19 protein-coding genes are annotated in these 18208 nt (G+C 68.7%); 7 read left to right on the top strand and 12 right to left on the bottom strand.

Features of this window, described 5'->3' with window-relative positions; all coding sequences use genetic code 11:
- The first annotated feature begins 187 nt into the window (after positions 1–187).
- From QPK31_RS13035 to QPK31_RS13005, 7 genes are all read left to right on the top strand, one after another.
- Positions 188–625: a hypothetical protein gene (locus tag QPK31_RS13035; protein WP_290423356.1), complete on the top strand. Its 438-nt coding sequence runs from the start codon at positions 188–190 to the stop codon at positions 623–625.
- Entirely contained in the window at positions 622–2028 is a 1407-nt protein-coding gene (gene tssK, locus QPK31_RS13030; RefSeq protein WP_290423355.1) for a type VI secretion system baseplate subunit TssK, read from the top strand. The genes QPK31_RS13035 and tssK overlap by 4 nt, the downstream gene beginning before the upstream one ends.
- Positions 2029–2784 carry a DotU family type IV/VI secretion system protein gene (locus tag QPK31_RS13025; protein WP_290423354.1) on the top strand — a complete coding sequence of 252 codons (756 nt, stop codon included), beginning with the start codon at positions 2029–2031 and terminating at the stop codon, positions 2782–2784.
- Positions 2781–6737 (top strand): type VI secretion system protein, encoded by a 3957-nt coding sequence (locus tag QPK31_RS13020; protein WP_290423353.1) that lies wholly within the window; start codon positions 2781–2783, stop codon positions 6735–6737. Before QPK31_RS13025 ends, QPK31_RS13020 begins: the two co-directional genes overlap by 4 nt.
- Positions 6738–6750: 13 nt before the next feature.
- On the top strand, positions 6751–7845 hold the full coding sequence (gene tssA, locus QPK31_RS13015) for a type VI secretion system protein TssA (RefSeq protein ID WP_290423352.1): 1095 nt from the start codon (positions 6751–6753) through the stop codon (positions 7843–7845).
- Between the two features lie 269 nt (positions 7846–8114).
- A complete protein-coding gene (gene xerC, locus QPK31_RS13010; protein WP_290423351.1) occupies positions 8115–9107 on the top strand; it encodes a tyrosine recombinase XerC in 993 nt (330 codons plus the stop codon).
- Positions 9108–9206: 99 nt separating this feature from the next.
- Positions 9207–9644, top strand: a complete 438-nt coding sequence (locus QPK31_RS13005; RefSeq protein WP_290423350.1) for a universal stress protein — start codon at positions 9207–9209, stop codon at positions 9642–9644.
- Between the two features lie 124 nt (positions 9645–9768).
- Here QPK31_RS13005 and lpxO read toward each other — a convergent pair whose 3' ends face one another.
- The 12 genes from lpxO to mltG all read right to left on the bottom strand — a co-directional run bounded on the left by lpxO (position 9769) and on the right by mltG (position 18133).
- Entirely contained in the window at positions 9769–10671 is a 903-nt protein-coding gene (gene lpxO, locus QPK31_RS13000; protein WP_290423349.1) for a lipid A hydroxylase LpxO, read from the bottom strand.
- Between the two features lie 190 nt (positions 10672–10861).
- Positions 10862–11086, bottom strand: coding sequence for a DUF6139 family protein (locus QPK31_RS12995; protein ID WP_290423348.1), 225 nt, complete (start codon positions 11084–11086; stop codon positions 10862–10864).
- A 116-nt stretch (positions 11087–11202) separates the two neighbouring features.
- Positions 11203–11403, bottom strand: a complete 201-nt coding sequence (locus QPK31_RS12990; RefSeq protein WP_290423347.1) for a hypothetical protein — start codon at positions 11401–11403, stop codon at positions 11203–11205.
- Positions 11404–11554: 151 nt separating this feature from the next.
- Positions 11555–12502, bottom strand: coding sequence for a methyltransferase domain-containing protein (locus QPK31_RS12985; protein WP_290423346.1), 948 nt, complete (start codon positions 12500–12502; stop codon positions 11555–11557).
- 156 nt (positions 12503–12658) lie between these two features.
- A complete protein-coding gene (locus QPK31_RS12980) occupies positions 12659–13345 on the bottom strand; it encodes an ankyrin repeat domain-containing protein (RefSeq protein ID WP_290423345.1) in 687 nt (228 codons plus the stop codon).
- 1 nt (position 13346) lies between these two features.
- Positions 13347–14129 carry a TatD family hydrolase gene (locus QPK31_RS12975; protein ID WP_290423344.1) on the bottom strand — a complete coding sequence of 261 codons (783 nt, stop codon included), beginning with the start codon at positions 14127–14129 and terminating at the stop codon, positions 13347–13349.
- 63 nt (positions 14130–14192) lie between these two features.
- The gene (locus tag QPK31_RS12970; protein ID WP_290423343.1) at positions 14193–14510 is read right to left on the bottom strand and encodes a hypothetical protein; all 318 of its coding nucleotides are present in this window, start codon (positions 14508–14510) and stop codon (positions 14193–14195) included.
- A 14-nt stretch (positions 14511–14524) separates the two neighbouring features.
- Positions 14525–15046, bottom strand: coding sequence for a GNAT family N-acetyltransferase (locus tag QPK31_RS12965; protein WP_290423342.1), 522 nt, complete (start codon positions 15044–15046; stop codon positions 14525–14527).
- 15 nt (positions 15047–15061) lie between these two features.
- Positions 15062–15436, bottom strand: coding sequence for a PilZ domain-containing protein (locus QPK31_RS12960; protein WP_374045807.1), 375 nt, complete (start codon positions 15434–15436; stop codon positions 15062–15064).
- 44 nt (positions 15437–15480) lie between these two features.
- Positions 15481–16515 carry a DNA polymerase III subunit delta' gene (locus QPK31_RS12955; protein ID WP_290423511.1) on the bottom strand — a complete coding sequence of 345 codons (1035 nt, stop codon included), beginning with the start codon at positions 16513–16515 and terminating at the stop codon, positions 15481–15483.
- Positions 16506–17135 (bottom strand): dTMP kinase, encoded by a 630-nt coding sequence (gene tmk, locus QPK31_RS12950; protein ID WP_290423340.1) that lies wholly within the window; start codon positions 17133–17135, stop codon positions 16506–16508. Before tmk ends, QPK31_RS12955 begins: the two co-directional genes overlap by 10 nt.
- The gene (gene mltG, locus QPK31_RS12945) at positions 17132–18133 is read right to left on the bottom strand and encodes an endolytic transglycosylase MltG (protein WP_290423339.1); all 1002 of its coding nucleotides are present in this window, start codon (positions 18131–18133) and stop codon (positions 17132–17134) included. The genes tmk and mltG overlap by 4 nt, the downstream gene beginning before the upstream one ends.
- Positions 18134–18208 lie beyond the last annotated feature (75 nt).

Here is an 18208-nt window from a genome sequence, read left to right as displayed (position 1 = left end):
ATAAAAATTTTTTACAACGCAATTTGTTGCGCGTTGGCGGTGCTATATTTCGATCCATTTCGCCGGCGGCAAGCACTGCCGGCGCGGCCACCAGGCAGTTCGCACAGGAGAAATCCGTTTGCCCAGCTCCCTTCGCCCCTCCCCCCGAAACCGTCTTGACGCGCACCGTTCGCGTTCGCTGATCCCTGTGCTGGCATGCCTGCTGGCGCTGGGGGGCTGCTCCAGCGTGCGCGCCCTCTGGCCGTCGAAAATCGCGCTGTCCGACCTGAGTTTCGAGGTGGCCCGCCAGGCCAACGGCGGCATGCCCTTCGCGGTCGAACTGGTGGCCGCCGGCGACGACGAACTGGTGACGCACCTGCAAACCCTGCGCGCCGACCAGTGGTTCGATCCGGCCTCGAACCTGAAGGCCGATTATCCGAAGACCCTGCGGAGCTGGTACTACGAGCTGACGCCGGGCCTGCAGCTGCGCGAACGGCCCACGCCGTTTGCCGGGGCCCGCGCGCGCGGCCTGTTCCTGTTCGCCCATTACGAGGGCAAGGGCGCCTACCGCCTGCGGCTCGACAGCTACGCGCGCGCCACGGTCCGCTTCGTCGAAAAGGAGATCGTGCTGGAGGGGACGCCGTGAACGGCCTCCACCCGCCGCGCGATGTGGCGCCGTCTGTGGCGCCGTCCGACGCCGGCCTGGCCGCCATTCCCGACGCGGTGCGCTGGTACCAGGGCATGCGCCTGGCGCCCCAGCATTTCCAGCTGCAGGCGGCGCGCCAGGAGATGCTGGCGCCGGCCCTGCTGCGCGCAGTCGAACCCCTGCACTGGGGCCTGCTGCGCCTGGCCGTGCGCCAGGACGGCCGCTGCGTGATCGTCGACGCGATCGAGGCGATCATGCCCGACGGCTTGCCGGTCGCGGCCGGTCCCGAGGCCAGGCTGCGCATCGAACTGAAGGACACACCGGACGACGCCGACAAGACCTGGCGCGTGTCGCTCGCCGTGCCCGGCCGCGCGCTTGCGGGAAGCAGGCGCTACCTGCCCGACGGCCAGGGCGAGATCCCCGACCAGAACGGCGAAGCCGGGCCGCTGCAGGTGTCGCGCCTGAAGCCGAACCTGATGCTGGTGGGCGGCAGCGGCGAAGGCTACGCGCCCGGCGAGCTGCTGCCGCTGCTGCGCTTTCGCGACATCGGCGGCCTGCCCTCGCGCATGGCCTACATCGCGCCCTGGCTGCGGGTCGGCCCGCAGCTCGGCCTGTACCGCCGCATCGAGGCCCTCTGCGCGCGCCTGCGGGCCAGCTACGCGACCCTGTCCGACGCCTTCGACAGCGAGCAGGCCGGCGCCGGCGCCGAACCCGGCATCGACGACTTGCGCCGGCTGGCGCTGCTGCCCGCGCTGGGCGCGCGCGTGCTCGAACTCGAGGCGGCCTATGCCGGCGGCCAGGCGCATCCGCGCCAGCTGCACGCGCTGCTGGCCGGCCTGCTCGGGGTGCTGGCGGCCGGTATGCCGCAGCCGGTCCTGCCGCGCTTGCCCGCCTTCGATTACCGCGACATCGGCGCATCGATGATGCCCTTGCTGGCCCAGCTCGAGACGGCGCGCCGGCTGCTGGCGCCGCAGCTGCACCGGGTGCTGTTCCGGCCACGCGAGGATGGCGTGCTGGCGGCGACGCTGCCGCCGGGCGCCGCAACGCCCCTGGTCCTGGCCCTGCGCAAGCCGGCCGCCACAAGCGACGCCGCGATGCGCCACTGGCTGCTGGAAGCGGCCATCGCCTCGGCAAACCGGCTGGACGAAGCCCTGCACCGGCGCTCGCCCGGCATGGCGGTGCGCCTGCTCGAAGGCCGCGAGGCGCTGCGCATGGGTGGCGACAGCGGGCACGCCGTGTTCCAGCTGAAGCCGGAAAGCGACGGCGGCGTCTGGTACACCCAGGGCGAAGCGCTGTGCATTCGCAGTCCCGGCGGCAGCGCCGAGGGCTACGCCGAACCGCTGCAGGTGGAACTGCTGCTGCGCCGGGCCGGCGGCCCCGGCGAAACCAGGGGAGCGCGCTAGATGGACCGGCCACGCTGGGCGCTCGACGCCAATCCCCTCGGCCTGCTGTTTCGCGACGCCTACGCCGAACTGCGCCGCCTGCTGGGCGAACAGCGTCCCGCCGGCCCCGAGACCCCGGCGCCGCTGGCCGAACTGGCCGCGGCGCGCATGGACGCGGCCCTGGCCGACGTCTGCCACGAGCTGGAAAGCCGGGTCGGGCGGCGCACGCCGCAGAATGGCCATGATGGCCTCGACGCCCTGCTGTTCGCGTTCGCGGTGGTGACCGACGAAACCCTGCTCAACGAAGACTGGCCCGGCCGTGGGTCCTGGCGCAGCCACCTGCTGGAGCGGCGCCTGTTCAAGACCAGCAGCGGCGGCGCGCGCCTGATCGAGCGCATCGACGCCGTGACGCGCCAGGGCGACCGCGCCAGCCGCGAAATCGCCGAAGTCTACCTGCACTGCCTGACCCTGGGCTTCGCCGGGCGCCTGCGCGGGCGCGAAGGCAGCCTGCCGGAACTGGCCAGCCGCCGCCACCAGCTGTTCGCCTACCTCTACCCGGACCAGGCGACGCTGGGCGAGTCCGGCTTCGTGCTCACCGAAGGGCGCGAGGAAAACCTGGTGCGCAGCACGCCCGGCCAGCGCGGTGTCGCGGCCCAGGCGCGGGTCTGGCTGCTGGCGGCGGCGATCCTGGCGCTGCCGCTGCTCGTGTCGATCGGCGCATGGCTGGCGCTGCGCGCCATCCTCGGCGACGCGCTGAAGCTGACGGGGGCCGCATGAACCTGCCGTCCTCCACGTTCGTGCTGCTGGCCGTGCTGCTGGTGCTCGTGCTGGTACTGCTGGCCGTCGCGTTCTGGCTGTGGCGCCGGCGCCGCCCGCGCGAGGCCGCGCCCGCGCCGCTGCGCGATGCCGCCCTCGACCCGGCCATCTTCGAGGCGGCGCTGCGCAAGCTGTATCCGCGCGACGCACGTGGGCGCTACGAACGGCCCTGCGTGCTGGTCTGCGGCCCCGGCGGCGCCGGCAAGAGCGAACTGCTGCGCGGCGCCGGGCTGGCGCCGGTGCTTGCCCTCGCGGGCAAGGACAGCGGCTGGTGGCGCAGCACCGAGGGCGACGCCTTCGAGCTGCCGGCATCGGCCTGGGAAGACGAACTCGATGGCGGACCCTGGCACAACTTCCTGCGTTTGCTGAACCGCCACCGACCGGGCCGCGCGCTCGACGCCATCGTCTGGGTCATCCCGTTCGCCACCCTCGACAGCGGCGCCGCCGAGGCCGAGGGCGAGCGCATGTACCGCAAGCTGGCCGGCATCCAGGATTACCTGGGCCTGAGCCTGCCGGTGTACGTCGTGGTCGGCGGCTGCGACGCCGTGCCGGGCTTTTCCCCCTGGGCCGGGGCGCTGCCGCCGGCTGTCCGGGTGCAGCCCCTGGGCTGGTCGAACCCGGCCTCGCTCGACCAGGCCTGGCGCCTGGCCCTGGGCGAACAGGGCGTGGCGCGCCTGGCGAACCGGCTGCGCGTGCTGGTCAGCTCGCTGAGCGAATGGCGCGACCCGAAGGCCGACGCCGCCGACATCTTCCTGATGCCCGAGCGGATCGCGGCGGCGCTGGCGCAGCTGCCCCAGGCCCTGCACGCGGCCATGCGCGAGAGTGCCATCATGGTGCCCTTCGAGCTGCGCGGCTTTTATCTTAGCGGACGCGCAACGCCCCAGGCCACGGCACGCGCCGCCGAATCTGCCGCCGACCATGCCGCGCCGGCCGCCACCGCCGAAGCCGACCCGTTCGCACCGCTGCCCGACAGGCAGCAGGCGCCGCCGCAAGCGCCGGTGTTTTGCCGCGAGCTGTTCGCGCAGCGTATCTTCGACGAATTCGGCCTGGGCCGGGTGATCGCGCGCCGCACCGATGCGCAGCGCCGCCAGCGGCGCCTGGTGCTGGGCGCGGCCGGGGCGGTGGCCGCGCTCTGGCTGGTCGCGATCGTGCCCACCTACTTCTCGACCCGCGAGCAGTTCGAGGCGATGCGCGTTCCCCTGGCCAGCATGCGCGAGGCCACGAACGCCGCGCTGGCGCGCGCAAACGGCGCCGGTGCGCGCATCGACGCCGCCTCGACCCAGGTCCTGGTGACCCAGCTCGACCGCGTGCCGCACTGGACGCCCTGGAAGCTGGCCCTGCCGCTCTCGTGGGCATCGTGCTGCGGCGGCATCGACGGCCAGCTCGACCGCGCCTTGCGCGCCTACTACGAGAACGTGCTGTTCGAGGGCATCGACCAGGCCATGCACGCGCGCGCCGACAAACTGGTGCGGCAAGGCGGCGCCGCCCACCGTCCAGGCGGTCCCCAGGATGGCCCCGGCCGCAGCACCGCCTTTGCGGCGCTGCGCGGCTTCGTCGACGATACGGTGGAATTCGAACGCCAGCTGGGCAAGTACCGTGCCCTCAGCACCCTGCACGGCGGCAGCTGGCGCGACACGCGCGAACTGCTCGCCTACCTGTTCGACCTGCAGCTGGCGCCGGGCAGCGAGTCCACCTCGGCGCGCTTCGACCTCACGCTGCGCGAAAGCGCCTTCCAGCCGCACGGCGACGTGCACGCATCCTACGCGCCCGGCCTGCGCAGGCGCCTGGAAGACCTGCACGAGGCCTGGCTCGGCGACCTGTTCGGCGACAACCAGATGAATGTCCTGCGCGAGAAGGTGATCCGCGAGACCGGCGAACTGGCCGCCGCCCGCCTCGACGAACCCGCCCGGCTGGCCCAGCTGCAGCAGGACATCGGCCACCTGCGCATCCTGCTGGCCCAGACCGAGACCGCCTGGCTGGCCGACGGCACCCTGGCCGCCGACGACGTCTACCGCAAGCTGGAAACCCGGATCCGCAATTCCTCGCTGCTGGGCGAAGACCTGGCCACGCGCCTGCAGGCCGAGGTTTCGGCGCGCCAGGGCCGGTTCCGCCTGCGCGTAATGGAAAACAGCAGCGGCAGCGCGCCGGTGCTGGCCTACACCAAGGGCAAGGAACTGCTGGTCAGTCCCGGCCTGGGCGAACTCGAGGCGGCGCTCGGCCAGCTGCTGCGCCACCCGTTCGCGCAGGGCGGCGCCCAGGCCGGCCCGGTCCTGCTCGCCGGCGCCGGGCCGCTGTCCTGGGACCCGCAAGGCCTGGGCGACGCCCGCGAGCTGCTGGCCGACCTCGAAGCCTACGAGAAAGCCGAGCTGGCCAAGGCGCCGCCCGCCTATGCGGCCACGCTCACCCGGCTGGCGCGGCTGCAGGCCGGGGCCGCGCTCGAGCGCACCCTGGCCGGCGCGGCCAGTCCGGCGGCCTGCGATCCGGCCTGGCGCTGCGCCAACTTCGAGGCCGCGCGCCAGTCGATCGGCGCGATGCTGCCGGCGCTGCGCAAGCTGGGCATGCCTGACGCCGCCGGACTGGCCCAGCAAGTGCTCGACGAACAGGCCCTGTTCCTGTTGCGCGAACTGCGCGACGCCCTGGAAAACGGCCCACTCTACCTGCCGTCCTCGAGCGCGCTGGCCGAATGGAACGGGCCCGGCGCCGGCGCCGCCTACGGCGCCCGCTCCGCGGCCGACATGCAGGACTACCTGCAAACCCAGCTGGAACTGGTCACCGAACTCAGTGCCGCCAGCAAGGGCCCGCGCGCCTGGCTGGCGCAGCCCGGAACGCCCGCCGGTCGCGATGCGGCAGCCTGGCTGGCCGACTGGAACCGCATCGACGCCGACCTGGCGCGCTACGCCGCGAAAAGCCCGGACGGCTCGCTGCGCCGCCTCGAGCAATTCCTCACCGCCGGCCTCGACGAACTCGACAGCCTGAACTGCGGCGCCCGGCTCGCGGCCGCGGGCAGTGCGCGCGGCGACTTCTTCCAGCGGCGCCTGGCGCGGATCGCGGCCAGCTACCGTCCGCGCTGCCTGGTCCTGGCCGGCCAGGCAGGCCGCAGCGCCTATGCCGCCATCGCCAGCCACTACAATGCCCAGCTGGCCGAGCGCTATCCGTTCTCCGCCGCTCCCGGCGCGCTCGACGCCGAACCCGAGCAGGTGCGGCGCCTGCTCGTGCTGCTCGACACGCGGCTGGCCGCGGCGCGCGCGGCGCCGGCGGCCTTGTCCGCGCGCGGCGACCCGAAGGCGCTGGCGGCGCAGGACTTCCTCGACCGCCTGGCGGCCCTGAAGCCGCTGCTGGCCGCCGTGCTGGCCGAGGACGCCGGCGGCGGCCCGGCGGCGCTCGACCTGTGGCCGCAGTTCCGCATCAACCGCCCGCGCGAACGCGGCGCCGACCAGGTCATCGAATGGAAGCTCGAAGCCGGCGACGCGCTGCCGCCGGGGCCGGACGGGGCCGTGGGGATGGCCTGGCGCCTGGGCGACCCGGTGACGCTGCGCCTGCGCTGGGCCAGGAACAGCCCGTTGACGCCGGCGCCCGACCCGGCGCGCCCGAGGCTGGACGTGGTCGAACGTGAAGCCAGCTGGGACTACCGTGGCCCCTGGGCGCTGCTGCGCCTGCTGGGCGACCACAGCGCGCCGCTGGCCGAGCTGAGCGAGCGCGATGCCGCGGCGCCGGTGGTGCTGCGCCTGGTTGTGCCGACCCGCGACGCCACCGGCGCGGCGGGGCCGGATGCCGTCGGCTATGTCCGCGTCGGGGTGATGGCGCACGGCAAGCGCGACCGCCTGGCGCTGGCTCCTTTCCCGACCCGGCCGGCGCCCGCCCTGCCGGACCCGAACCCCGGCGGCGCCCTGGTGGCCACCGGAGGTGGCCAATGACGATGATGCAGCCATGACCATTGCAGCCCTGCTCGAACCGATTGCCGAACACGGCCCCTGCGGCGTCCCGCTGCTGGACGAACCGGAATACGATGCGATCGCCCTGGCGCGCCACGAAGACGACCCGACCCTGCCGCTCGGGGTCTGGACGAAGGCGCTGAAACGCGCAGACTGGCAGGAAAGCGCGCGCCTGTGCCGGCAAGCCCTGGTCGAACGCAGCAAGGACCTGAACCTGGCCGCCTGGCTGGGCGAAGCCTGGATCAACATCGACGGCCTGGAAGGCGGCGCGCGCGCCACCCTGCTGCTGCAGGGCCTGTGCGAGCGCTACTGGGACGACCTGCACCCGCTGATGCACAAGGGCGAAATCGATTACCGCACCAAGCCGCTGGACTGGATCGACGAGCACTGGAGCATGGCCCTGCTGCTGCGCGTGCCGCTGATCCACGGCAGCGGCGCCGACGCGCGCACGGTGACGCTGGCGCAATGGAAGGACAGCCTGGCGCGCGAGAACGACGAACGCAAGGTCAAGAAGCCCGGCAAGGACGGCGACCCGGCCGACCTGCTGACCCGCAACCGCGCCCTGGCCCAGCTGGCCAGCATGCCCTTGGCCCGGCTGCAGACGCTGCTTGGCGCCGTGCGCGACTGGTCGGGCGCACTGCACGACCTGCATGCCACGCTCGATCGCCTGATGGCGGCGCAGGCGCCGCGCCTGCGCAAGCTGGCCGCCACGCTGGAGGAAACCGAGCGCGTGCTCGGCACCTGGCTGGAGGCGCATCCCGCGCACGTGGCCGCGCCTGTCGCGCCCGCGCCGGCGGCGCCGGCTGGGGCGCCGCCGGTCGTCGCGCCGGAACCGGCCGCCAGCGGGGATGAAGCGCCCCTTGCGCCAACGCCTGCGGCAGCCGGTCCAGCGGGGCGCGCGGATGCCTACCGTCGACTGGAAAGCCTGGCCGATTACCTGGAAACCCTGGAGCCGCACAGCCCGGTGCCACGCCTGGTGCGGCGTGCCGTCGCCTGGGGGAATCTGTCCTTCGACCAGTTGCTGGTCGAGCTCACCCATAACAATAACGAGATGCAGAAGCTGCTGGTGCGCGGACCGGTCGGCAGCTGAACGAGCCGTTCCGGGCGTCGTCGCGCCAGTGGCCTCTTTCACCCGGGCAGCCGCGCACGCTGTGCTGCCTGCTGCCGCCTTCGCCATTTCCCGCGGTTTTGTTCTCAGCCTGGACAACGGGCTGCCCCCCTCTCCCTGGCGGCTTGTTTGTCTCGTGTTTGTTTATCCGTAGTCCGGAACGTGTAATCGGCCGGTTTGTTTGAAAACCACTGTTGGTTAGTTACGTTTTTATGATAAGGTAAGCGCATGCCAATCCGATGCGCTTCGCCATGCACAGCCTGAGCTCCTGGAATACCGACCCGGTCCGCGCCTTCAAGGCCTTCATTTCCAGCACCGCGTTCGCCGAAACCGGGCGCCGCCAGCGCGCCGACGGCACCCTGCGGGTCCTGTCGGCGGAGTCCGCCAAGATCTATGTCTTCATGTTCCAGAACCTGGCCAGTTGGCTGCTGGAACAAGGACTCACCTTCTCCACCGTCACGCAGGCCGACCTGCTGCGCTTCATCGAACGCACCGTGAAGGGCAAGCGCGTCCTGAACAGCAAGATCGCCTACCGCTACCTGCGCCTGCTGGAACGCTGCTACGAACACCTGGGCGTCACGCCGAACCCGGCGCAGCAGGCCATCCTCGGCGTCGACCGCGCCCACATCGCCAGGGACGAGGCCGGGCGCAGCCTGTCCGAGGAACAGCTGGCGCGCTTCTTCGCCGCCCTCCCCGCCGACTCCCCGCGCAAGCGCCGCAACACGCCCTTCGACGGCTGGAAGCGCCGCCGCGACCGCGCCATGCAGGTGGTCATCGCGCTGGCCGGCCTGCGGGTGTCGGAAGCGGTCGGCCTGCTCATCCCGGAACTCGGGCGCCAGGCCGGCATCGACGGCTCGCTCGTGCTGACCATCACCCCCGACGAGAAGCACGACACCAGCCACGAGCACACGGTCACCCTGCCCCGCGAAGGCGTCGACGAGCTGCTGCCCTGGCTGGAAGAGCGGGAAGCGATGGCGATCCCGGGCCAGTTCGTCTTCCCGGCCAACCTGACCGGCGCCCGGCTGACCCGCAAGACCGTCTACGTGCAGATGCGCGCCACCTTCGAACGCGCCGGGATGGACCTGTCGCGCTCGGGCGGGCGCACCCTGCGCAATACCTTCGCCAAACGCCAGCTCGACAACGGCGCCCAGCCGGACGAACTCAAGGATGTGCTGGGCCTGGCGCTGGAACGGTCGGCCGCCGACTACAAGCTGACGCGCGTGACGCCCGATCCGGGCGAGTGACAGCGCCGGCGCGCGATTGAGCCGGATCAAACCTGACGCGGCCTCGAACGGCAGACTAACCTTGAGCGCGCCGTCACCGCGTCTATTCGAGGAGCGATCATGTTCAAGCAGATCCTGTTGCCCACCGACGGCTCCGAGCTGTCGGAGCGCGCCGTGCTGGCCGGCGTCAGCTTTGCGAAAGAGGCCGGCGCCCAGGTCGTCGCGTTGACCGCCCTGCCCGATTTCCGCACCTTCACGGCCGATGCCGAGATGCTGGCCGCCACCGAAGACGAATACCTGGCCACCAGCGAACAGCGCGGGGCGACCATCCTGGCGGTAGCCGAGTCGGCCGCACGCAGCGCCGGCGTACCCTGCACCAGCCTGGTCGTGCGTTCGCGCCAACCCTACGAGGCCATCCTGCAGGCGGCGCGCGAGCGCAAGTGCGACCTGATCATCATGGCCTCGCACGGCCGCCACGGCATCACCGGCATGCTGCTGGGGAGCGAAACGCAGAAGGTGCTGGTCCACAGCGCCATTCCGGTGCTGGTCTACCGCTGAAGCGGCAGCCGGCAAGCGACGAAAAAAAAGCGCCGCTATCGAAGCGGCGCTTTTCGCGCATCAAGCAAGTTCGCAAGCCTGCCAGCCCGGATGCCCGCATGCCCGCATGCCGGGCTGGCGACCATCAGATCCAGTAGATCAGCGCAGCCACGCCGACGATCAGCGCCACCTTGGTGATCTTGTACGCGGTCTTGTTCCAGGCTTTATAACGGCGGCGGTACCCGCCCATCACGTGCGAGATGCGGAACAGTTTGCTGACCAGGCCGGTCTGGTCGCCGGTTTCGTTCGGCGAGCTGGCGGCGGTCATCATGGTGCGGCCGAGCCAGCGGTTGATCGCCTGCATCCAGCGGTAGCGCATCGGACGCTCGACGTCGCAGAACAGGATCACGCGGTCGCTTTCGCTGCCGTTGATGGCCCAGTGGATATAGGTTTCGTCGAAGATCACGCCTTCGCCGTCGCGCCAGCTATGGCGCTGGCCGTCGACGTCGATGAAGCAGCGGTCGTCGTTCGGCGTGGCCAGGCCCAGGTGGAAACGCATCGAGCCGGCAAACGGATCGCGGTGCGGATTCAGCTTGGCGCCCGGCGGCAGTTCGGCGAACATCGCGGCTTTCACCGAGGGAATCGATTGCAGCAGCGCGTAGGTTTGCGGGCACAGGCGCTGGGCCGACGGGTGGCTGGCGTCGTACCATTTCAGGTAGAAGCGCTTCCAGCCGGTCTTGAAGAAGGAGTTGAAACCGGCGTCGTCGTTCTGCTCGGCGGCCTTGATCTTTTTCAGGGCGAGCATGTTTTCCGCTTCGGCGCGGATAATTTGCCAGTTCTGCTGCAGCGGGGCCAGGTCGGGGAAATCGCTGACCGGGATGTAGGGCGTGCTCGGCACTTTCGAGAAAAAGTGCATGAAGATGTTAATCGGGGCCATGAACGACGAATGGTCGAACAGCTGGCGTCCGAACGGCAGGCGCACCTTGCCGCGGAAATGAATGTGGAGAATCGAGAGGAAATAAAAACCGACTACCACCCACTTCATCATGCACTCCCAGAACTGACCACATGGTCAGCATCGAATTAAACAGGGCGCAAGAATAGCATATCCGCCGGGGGACCGTCCGGGCCCCGGCGAAATCGACAGCGGACTGTCGCGTTCATGACGAAGCGTGTACCGGAGCGGGCGAAAATCCGCCGAAGCGAACGACGCTGCCCGGTACGCGCGCCTGCCGAACTCAGTGCAGAGCAGTCATCGCATAGCCCTTTTCGGAGAGCTGGCCATGCAGGTTGTCGATGTCGTAGTCCGGCAGTTGCTCGGCATTGTCGTCGACTTCGAAGGCGCGGGCCTCCACTTCCCAATCGGTATTGGTGGCTTCTTCGGGGATGTTGCGGGTTTCCGGCACGGCCAAGTAGGAGAACTTGCCGTCGCTTTCGGCTCTGCGGTAAATGTCCAGGCGCATAATCGTTTCCTTACAGTGAAAAGCTCGCTTTCGGATGAAAGCGGACGACTCCACAGTAACGAAGCCCGCCACGCGCGTCTGTTAATTGCCCCACACTCTGCCGGACCGGGGTGCGATCAGCGCCCGGGCGACAAGCCGAGTATGCGCGCCGGCAATAACACGACCGCGCGCAGCAGCGCGAACACGGCCTCGACGCCGATGCCGAGCAGGCGGAAAGGCAGGAGCAGCAGCCACACCAGCGGATAGGCCACCAGCGCCAGCAAGGCCAGCGGCCAGCACAGGAAGAGTAAAAGCAGCCACAGCAGGAAGCCCATCATTGCGCACCCGTTCAGGTTGAGGAAACCGCAGTGTAGGCAGGCGCCAGGGCCGTATCAAGCGGCCCTGGGACGAACGGCGCGGCGGCGGGGTCGAACTGCCGCCTGCGCCGACGAACGGGTGGCCAGGATGAGACGAGCGGCGGCCGGGCGCTCAGGCAAAGGCGGCGATACGACACGGTACGACGGCCGGCACAGCGTCATCGGCACCGGCATCCGCATCGGCGGCCAGCGTGACGCGCAGCGCGGCCTGCAGCGAAGGAATCGAGGCGCCGGCGCGGTACTGGAAGGACACCTGCACCACGTCGCCGGCGATCACGTCGAGCGGACGCGCCAGCGGCAGCGTCATGTAGTGGTTCAGCCAGTCGATGGTGCCGCCGCTTTCCTGCACGATGGACAGCACGTTCTTGGTGACGAAGCGCAGCGCGTTCAGGGCGCCGTCCTGCTCGACAGTAAAACTGCCTTGCCAGGCGATCAGCTTGTCGACCGGTCCGGCAAAGTCGAGCACGCTGTACACGGCCGGCTGGGCCAGCTCGGCCGTGCCCGGGTAGGCGGCGCTGGTTTCCTGGAACTGCACGATCGGCGCGTAATAACCATGGAAGCTGTAGTCCTGCTGCAGCGGCTGCACCGCCATCACCACCGCTTCGGGCATGAAGACCGGCAGCGGGCCGCCGAAGCGCTCCAGGTAGCGCGCCTTGAAGGCCTCGATCACGTCGACCTGCTTTTCGCGCAGCATGGCAACGTGGATCATTTCGCAGATCACCACGTCCACCGGCTCCGGCGGCAGGTAATCGAAGGCGTCGGCGTGGACCACCTCGACCTTGTGGCCGTTCGGGTTCTGCGCCAGGAAGCGGCGCGCCTCGCGCACCAGGTCGGGGTTGAATTCGACGCAATACACCTTCTCGGCCTGCTGGGCCGCGAAGAACGACAGCACGCCGGTGCCGCCGCCCAGTTCCAGCACCTTCATGCCGGGACGAACGGCATGCGCGATCGCATCACGGAAAGCGCCCATGCGGTTCCCGTCCATCAGCATGTTGTGATGGTAGTGGACAGGAATGAATTGGCCGAGGTAGCAGCTCTCGATTTCGCGTTCGTTCAGCATGGGATCCTTGTAGTCGGCGACGGCGTACGCTGCCGCATGGGTCGATGGAATACGAGGAGTATGCCTGCGGCGGGTGCGCGGCAAAGGCGGGAGCTGATGCGGGATGACCCTTTAATTCCGGATAAGCAGGTCAAGCGCCGGCCCGGCAGGCGCCGCTCAGCGCAGGCCCTGGCGGATCGCCTTGGCCACGCGCGGCTTGCCGGCGCGTTCGGCCAGCTGCTCGGGCGTCAGGCCTTCGCTGTTCTTCAGCGCCGCGTTGGCGCCATGCTTCATCAACAGCAGCGCGGTATCGTCCTTGCCTTCGCGCGCCGCCATCATCAGCGGCGTGTAGGCGCCGGTCTTCAGCGGCGACACCGCATCGATCCTGGCGCCGCGCTTCAGCAGGATGTCGACGATCTCGTTGTCCCCCGCCGCCGCCGCATAATGCAGCGCCGTCCAGCCGGGCTGGTTCACCTTCGCGCCCTTGGCCAGCAAGGCCTCGACGGCCGCGCGGTTGCGCTTGAAAGCGGCCATCATCAGGGCCGTATTGCCGTTCACGGCCGCCGTGTCGGGCTGCGTGCCCGGGTGGGCGAGGAAGACCTCCAGCACGCGCATCGCATCTTCGCGCACCGCCAGCACCAGGCCCGGCTCGCCGCCGAGGGGATTCAACTGGTTGGCGTTGACGACCGAGCCGATCATCGCCTTGACGGTCCTGTCGTCGTCGAGCTGGACGGCGCGGAAGAAGGCGGTCAGCTGGCGCCCGTCGGGCGGCGACGTCGCCACGGGCGCGGCGTGGACCAGGCCGGCGCCGGCACACATCGCGAACAGGATACTGCGCAGGACGGTGCGGCGCTTTGGGGTCATGTCAGGCCTTGGCGTGCTGGAACAGGTTGAAGAAGTTGTCGCTGGTGCGGTCCGCCACCTCGCGCAGCGGCAGGCCTTTCAAATTGGCGATGAACTCGGCCACATGCGGCACATAGCCGGGCTCGTTCACCTTGCCGCGGTAGGGCACCGGGGCCAGGTAGGGCGAATCGGTCTCGATCAGGATGCGCTCCAGCGGAATCGTGCGCGCCACTTCCTGCAAGTCCCTGGCGCTCTTGAAGGTCACGATGCCGGAGAAGGAAATATAAAAGCCCATCTCGATGGCCGCCTCGGCCACTTCCAGCGACTCGGTAAAGCAGTGCATCACCCCGGCCACGCCGCCGGCCTGGACCGCCGCGCCCTCTTCCTGCAGGATGCGGATGGTATCGGCGCTGGCTGAGCGGGTATGGATGATCAGCGGCTTGCGGGTCGCGCGCGAGGCCCGGATATGCGTGCGGAAGCGCGCGCGCTGCCATTCGAGGTCGCCCTCCAGGCGGTAGTAGTCGAGGCCGGTCTCGCCGATGGCGATGATCTTCGGGTGGTCGGCCAGCGCCACCAGCTGCTCGACGCTCGGCTCGGGCGTGTCTTCGTAGTCCGGGTGGACGCCAACCGAGGCGAAGATATGCGGATATTGCTCGGCCAGGGCGAGCACCGAGGGAAATTCCGGCAGGTTGACCGACACGCACATGGCATGCGTGACATGGTTCTCGGCCATCTTGGCCAGGATCTCGGGCATCCGGGCGGCCAGCTCGGGGAAATTGATGTGGCAGTGGGAATCGATGTACATGCCGCCATTGTAAAGGCAGCCGCCCGCGCGTGCCACGCCGCGCCGCGCCAGCCGGCCCGGCGGCTATGCCCGCGGGCCGTGGGAGCGCCAGCGCTGCACCAGCGCCACCGCCAGCCAGCACAGCGTGCCGGCCGTGAAACCCGCGCCGGCACTGAACAGGCCGCCCAGCAGCGACCTGGCGCCTTCGGCGTCGAAAGCCAGGCCCAGGACCAGGTAGGCGCAAGCGGCAAGCAGCGCCCCTGCCAGCCCGGCCCCGGCCATCCGGCGCACGAGCGGGCGCCGGTGCCGCCGATACCAGGCAAGGGCCATGCCGGCCAGCAACAAGGGGCTGGCGAATCCACACAGCAAATAGGCTAGCAGCAGGAGCAAGCCGGGAAGCATGTGCTATGTACGCCTTAGGCGACGACCCGCTTGCCGAGGATGATCAGGTCGCGTTCGACGCCATCGAGATTCGCCACGCGCGGGAAGTTGGCCCAGGTATCGAAGCCGAACTTGCGGAACAGCGCCAGGCTCGGCGCGTTGTGGCCGAAGATGAAGCCGAGCAGCGTATGCACCTTGATCTCCGGTGCGAAAGCGATCGCCTGTTCCAGGCAATACTTGCCGAGTCCCTTGCCGCGCCAGGCTTCGGCGATGTAGATCGACAGCTCGGCCGTGCCCGAGTAGGCGGGGCGGCCATAGAAATTCGAGTACGACATCCAGCCGATCACTTCCGGGTTCGCCGAGGAGTCGTTGGCATCATGGATGACCCACAACGGCCGGCGCTCCGGCGTGTGGTCGTTGAACCAGCCGACGCGCGACTCGACCGACACCGGTTCGGTATCGGCGGTGACTTCGCGCGAGGCGATCGTGGAATTGTAGATATCGACGATGACAGGCAAGTCATCGCGGCGGGCAAGGCGGTGAACGTAGGACGGCATGAAGGAAAAAGAGAGTTACAGGGTATGGGTGGCGCGCGAGGAACGCAGGGCGGCGCCGAGGATTTCTTCGATGCGGGCCTTGGCGCGCTGGCCGGTTTCGTCGGCCGGGAAATGCACGCCGACGCCTTGCGCCTTGCTGTTGTTGGCGCCGGCCGGCGTCATCCAGACCACCTTGCCGGCGATCGGGTACTTGGCCGCATCTTCCATCAGCGACAAAATCAGGTAGATCTCGTCGCCGATCTTGTAGGGTTTGTTGGTCGGCACGAACAGGCCGCCGTTCTTCAGGAAAGGCATGTAGGCGGCGTACAGGGCCGCCTTTTCCTTGATGGCCAGCGACAGCACCGCAGGCCGGGGCAGCGACGCGTTCGGGTCGGTGGTGTTGCCACCCATGTTGCCGCTCATATTGCCGCTCATCGCTTTCCTCTAAGTAAAACTCAAACGGGACTGCAGCACGAGGTGTAATCGAGCAGCATGTCTTCGACGAACAGTTTAGCCGACAACGGGTGATCCGCCACCGCGCGCCGTTCGTTTGCGGACTTAACGGCACGCAACAGATTCGCCGTATGAACGCTGCCGGCCAGGCTCGCGAGTTCCTTCTGGTAGCGCGGATAATAACGTACCACGCCCGACAGCTTCACCGACAGCAGGTCGTACAGCCAGCGCTGTTGCCAGGCCACCAGCGAGGACAGCGGCGTCTTGCTCAGCTTTTCCGCATTGCGCAGGGCGCCGTCGGCGCTCGGCCGGGCCAGGAAATGCAGCAGCGCGTCGAGTTCCTCGCGGTTGCCGGTCTCGGCCTGGTCGCGCGCGGCCAGCGGGGCGCCGCCTTCTTCGCGCAGCCAGCTGTCGGCGTCCGGCACGCCCTGCTCCTTCAGCCAGGCCAGCGCGGCCGGGTGGTCCGGCATCGGCAGGGCGAACTTGCGGCAGCGCGACAGGATCGTCGGCAACAGGCGGTCGAGGCCGTTCGAGGCGAGCAAAAAAACGGTGCCCGGCGGCGGCTCTTCCAGCGTCTTCAGCAGGGCGTTCGAGGCCGGCATGTTCAGCGCCTCGGCCGGGTACAGCACCACCACACGCAAGCCTTGCCTGTGGGTCGAGATATTCATGAAGTCCGCCAGGTTGCGGATCTGCTCGATCTTGATCTCTTTCGAGGGCGCCTTGGTCGACTTGGATTTTTTCTCGCTGTCCGCGCCCTCTTCGCCTTCACTCGACGGCTCGTCTTCCAGCGCCTCGGGACGCACGCGGCGGTAGTCCGGGTGGTTGTGCTGGACGAACCAGCCGCAGGAGGCGCAGGCGCCGCAGGCCTGGCCGTCGGGCTGGACGTTTTCGCACAGCAAGGCCTGCGCAAACGTTTCAATGAAATCGGCCTTGCCGATGCCGGCCGGGCCATGGAACAGGATGGCGTGCGGCAGGCGCTCGCGCATCTGCTGCAGCTGGGTCCAGGCGGTTTGCTGCCAGGGGTAGATCACAAAAATTTCTCCAGGGCCTCGCGGAGAGTCTGCTGCGTGGCCTCGATGCTGCGGGTCGAATCGACGACCACGAAACGTTCAGGGTATTGCGCCGCGCGGCGCAGGTACTCGGCGCGGCAGCGGGCAAAGAATTCGCCTTGTTCCTTCTCGAACTTGTCCAGGGTGCGGGTGGCATCCAGGCGTTCGCGCGCCACTTCGAGTGGGACGTCGAACAGCAGGGTCAGGTCGGGTTGCAGCTGCGGATGGACCCAGGCTTCCAGCGCCTCCATCTTGGCGCGGTCGAGGCCGCGTCCGCCGCTCTGGTAGGCGAAGCTGGCATCGCTGAAGCGGTCCGACAAGACCCAGGCGCCCGAGGCCAGGCCCGGTTCGATGACTTGCGCGATGTGCTCGCGGCGGCTGGCGAACATCAGCAGGGCTTCGGTTTCCAGGTGCATCTTTTCGTGCAAGAGCAGGTCGCGCAGCTTTTCGCCCAGCGGCGTGCCGCCCGGTTCGCGCGAGGCGACAACTAGCTTGCCGTGCGACTTGATCAGCTCGGTGACGAAGCCGATGTGGGTCGATTTGCCGGCGCCGTCGATGCCCTCGAAGGTGATGAACTTGCCGCGAGGGGTTGTATCGATGCTGCTCATGGACGGGCTACTCCGCGCTGGTATTGGTTCACGGCCCGGTTATGGTCGTTCAGGTTGTCGGAGAACTGGCTGGTGCCATCGTTGCGCGAGACAAAGTACAAGGCGTCGGTCTTGGCCGGTGCCATCGCCGCCGCCAGCGATTGCACGCCCGGCAGCGAAATCGGCGTCGGCGGCAGGCCGTAGCGGGTATAGGTATTGAATGGGGTATCGGTCAGCAAATCCTTCTTGGCGATCTTGCCCTCGTAGCGCAGGCCCATGCCGTAGATCACGCTCGGGTCGGTCTGCAGCATCATGCCGGTGCGCAGGCGGTTCACGAAGACGCCGGCGATCATGGCGCGTTCGCTCTTCTGGCCGGTTTCCTTTTCCACGATCGAGGCCATGATCAGCGCCTCGTACGGATTCTTGTAGGGCAGGTTCGGGTCGCGCTTTTCCCAGGCCGCGTTCAGGCGATTGAGGAGCATCTGGTGCGCCTGGCGGTAGATCTGCAAATCGCTCGATCCCTTGGCGAACAGATAGGTGTCGGGGAAGAACAGGCCCTCGGGCTGCTTGAACTCCGGCGTGATCTTCGCCATCAGTTCGGTATCCGACATCTGCGCCGTTTCGTGGCGCAGCGTCCTGGTGGCGGCAATCGCTTCGCGCATCTGGCGGAAGGTCCAGCCCTCGATGATGGTCACCGCTTCCTGGGCGAATTCGCCGCGCACCAGTTGCGTAAGCAGGCGGCGCGGCGAGGTGTTCGGCTTCAGCTCGTAGCTGCCGGCCTTGATGCGCGCGCTCTGGCCGGTCACGCGGGCCAGCACCTGGAACAGGAAGGGATTGACCGGCACGCCGGCATTCGCCATCTGCTGGGCGGCCGCATTCACGCCGCTGCCGGGGGTGACGGTGAATTCGATCGGCGCCCCGCCAGTGGTCAGCGGGTGCTTCGACCACCAGGCGAAACCGCCGGCCGCCGCGACTGACACGATCGCGCCGGTAAGGATGAGTTTTTTTATCAGTGCCATTCTGTTTTTAATTTTTAACGGGACCCCGGAAACCGGCGTGTAGCGGGTTGGCGATGTGCCGGTTTTCGCCGTCTC

Origin of the sequence: Massilia sp. YIM B02769 (assembly GCF_030411995.1) — a bacterium.
Taxonomy (GTDB): Bacteria; Pseudomonadota; Gammaproteobacteria; order Burkholderiales; family Burkholderiaceae_D; genus Telluria.
The sequence above is the reverse complement of the archived record's forward strand: the minus strand, read 5'-3'. Positions and strand labels throughout refer to the sequence as shown.

Bases quoted from the DNA above. Each gene is read 5' to 3' on its own strand.
- xerC (WP_290423351.1), top strand. From the start codon at position 8,115: ATGCACAGCCTGAGCTCCTGGAATACCGACCCGGTCCGCGCCTTCAAG.
- QPK31_RS12975 (WP_290423344.1), bottom strand. From the start codon at position 14,129: ATGTACATCGATTCCCACTGCCACATCAATTTCCCCGAGCTGGCCGCC.
- QPK31_RS13025 (WP_290423354.1), top strand. From the start codon at position 2,029: ATGGACCGGCCACGCTGGGCGCTCGACGCCAATCCCCTCGGCCTGCTG.
- QPK31_RS12970 (WP_290423343.1), bottom strand. From the start codon at position 14,510: ATGCTTCCCGGCTTGCTCCTGCTGCTAGCCTATTTGCTGTGTGGATTC.
- QPK31_RS12980 (WP_290423345.1), bottom strand. From the start codon at position 13,345: ATGACCCCAAAGCGCCGCACCGTCCTGCGCAGTATCCTGTTCGCGATG.
- lpxO (WP_290423349.1), bottom strand. From the start codon at position 10,671: ATGATGAAGTGGGTGGTAGTCGGTTTTTATTTCCTCTCGATTCTCCAC.
- QPK31_RS12965 (WP_290423342.1), bottom strand. From the start codon at position 15,046: ATGCCGTCCTACGTTCACCGCCTTGCCCGCCGCGATGACTTGCCTGTC.
- mltG (WP_290423339.1), bottom strand. From the start codon at position 18,133: ATGGCACTGATAAAAAAACTCATCCTTACCGGCGCGATCGTGTCAGTC.
- QPK31_RS12990 (WP_290423347.1), bottom strand. From the start codon at position 11,403: ATGATGGGCTTCCTGCTGTGGCTGCTTTTACTCTTCCTGTGCTGGCCG.
- QPK31_RS12985 (WP_290423346.1), bottom strand. From the start codon at position 12,502: ATGCTGAACGAACGCGAAATCGAGAGCTGCTACCTCGGCCAATTCATT.
- tmk (WP_290423340.1), bottom strand. From the start codon at position 17,135: ATGAGCAGCATCGATACAACCCCTCGCGGCAAGTTCATCACCTTCGAG.
- QPK31_RS13005 (WP_290423350.1), top strand. From the start codon at position 9,207: ATGTTCAAGCAGATCCTGTTGCCCACCGACGGCTCCGAGCTGTCGGAG.
- QPK31_RS13020 (WP_290423353.1), top strand. From the start codon at position 2,781: ATGAACCTGCCGTCCTCCACGTTCGTGCTGCTGGCCGTGCTGCTGGTG.
- QPK31_RS12960 (WP_374045807.1), bottom strand. From the start codon at position 15,436: ATGGGTGGCAACACCACCGACCCGAACGCGTCGCTGCCCCGGCCTGCG.
- tssA (WP_290423352.1), top strand. From the start codon at position 6,751: ATGACCATTGCAGCCCTGCTCGAACCGATTGCCGAACACGGCCCCTGC.
- QPK31_RS12995 (WP_290423348.1), bottom strand. From the start codon at position 11,086: ATGCGCCTGGACATTTACCGCAGAGCCGAAAGCGACGGCAAGTTCTCC.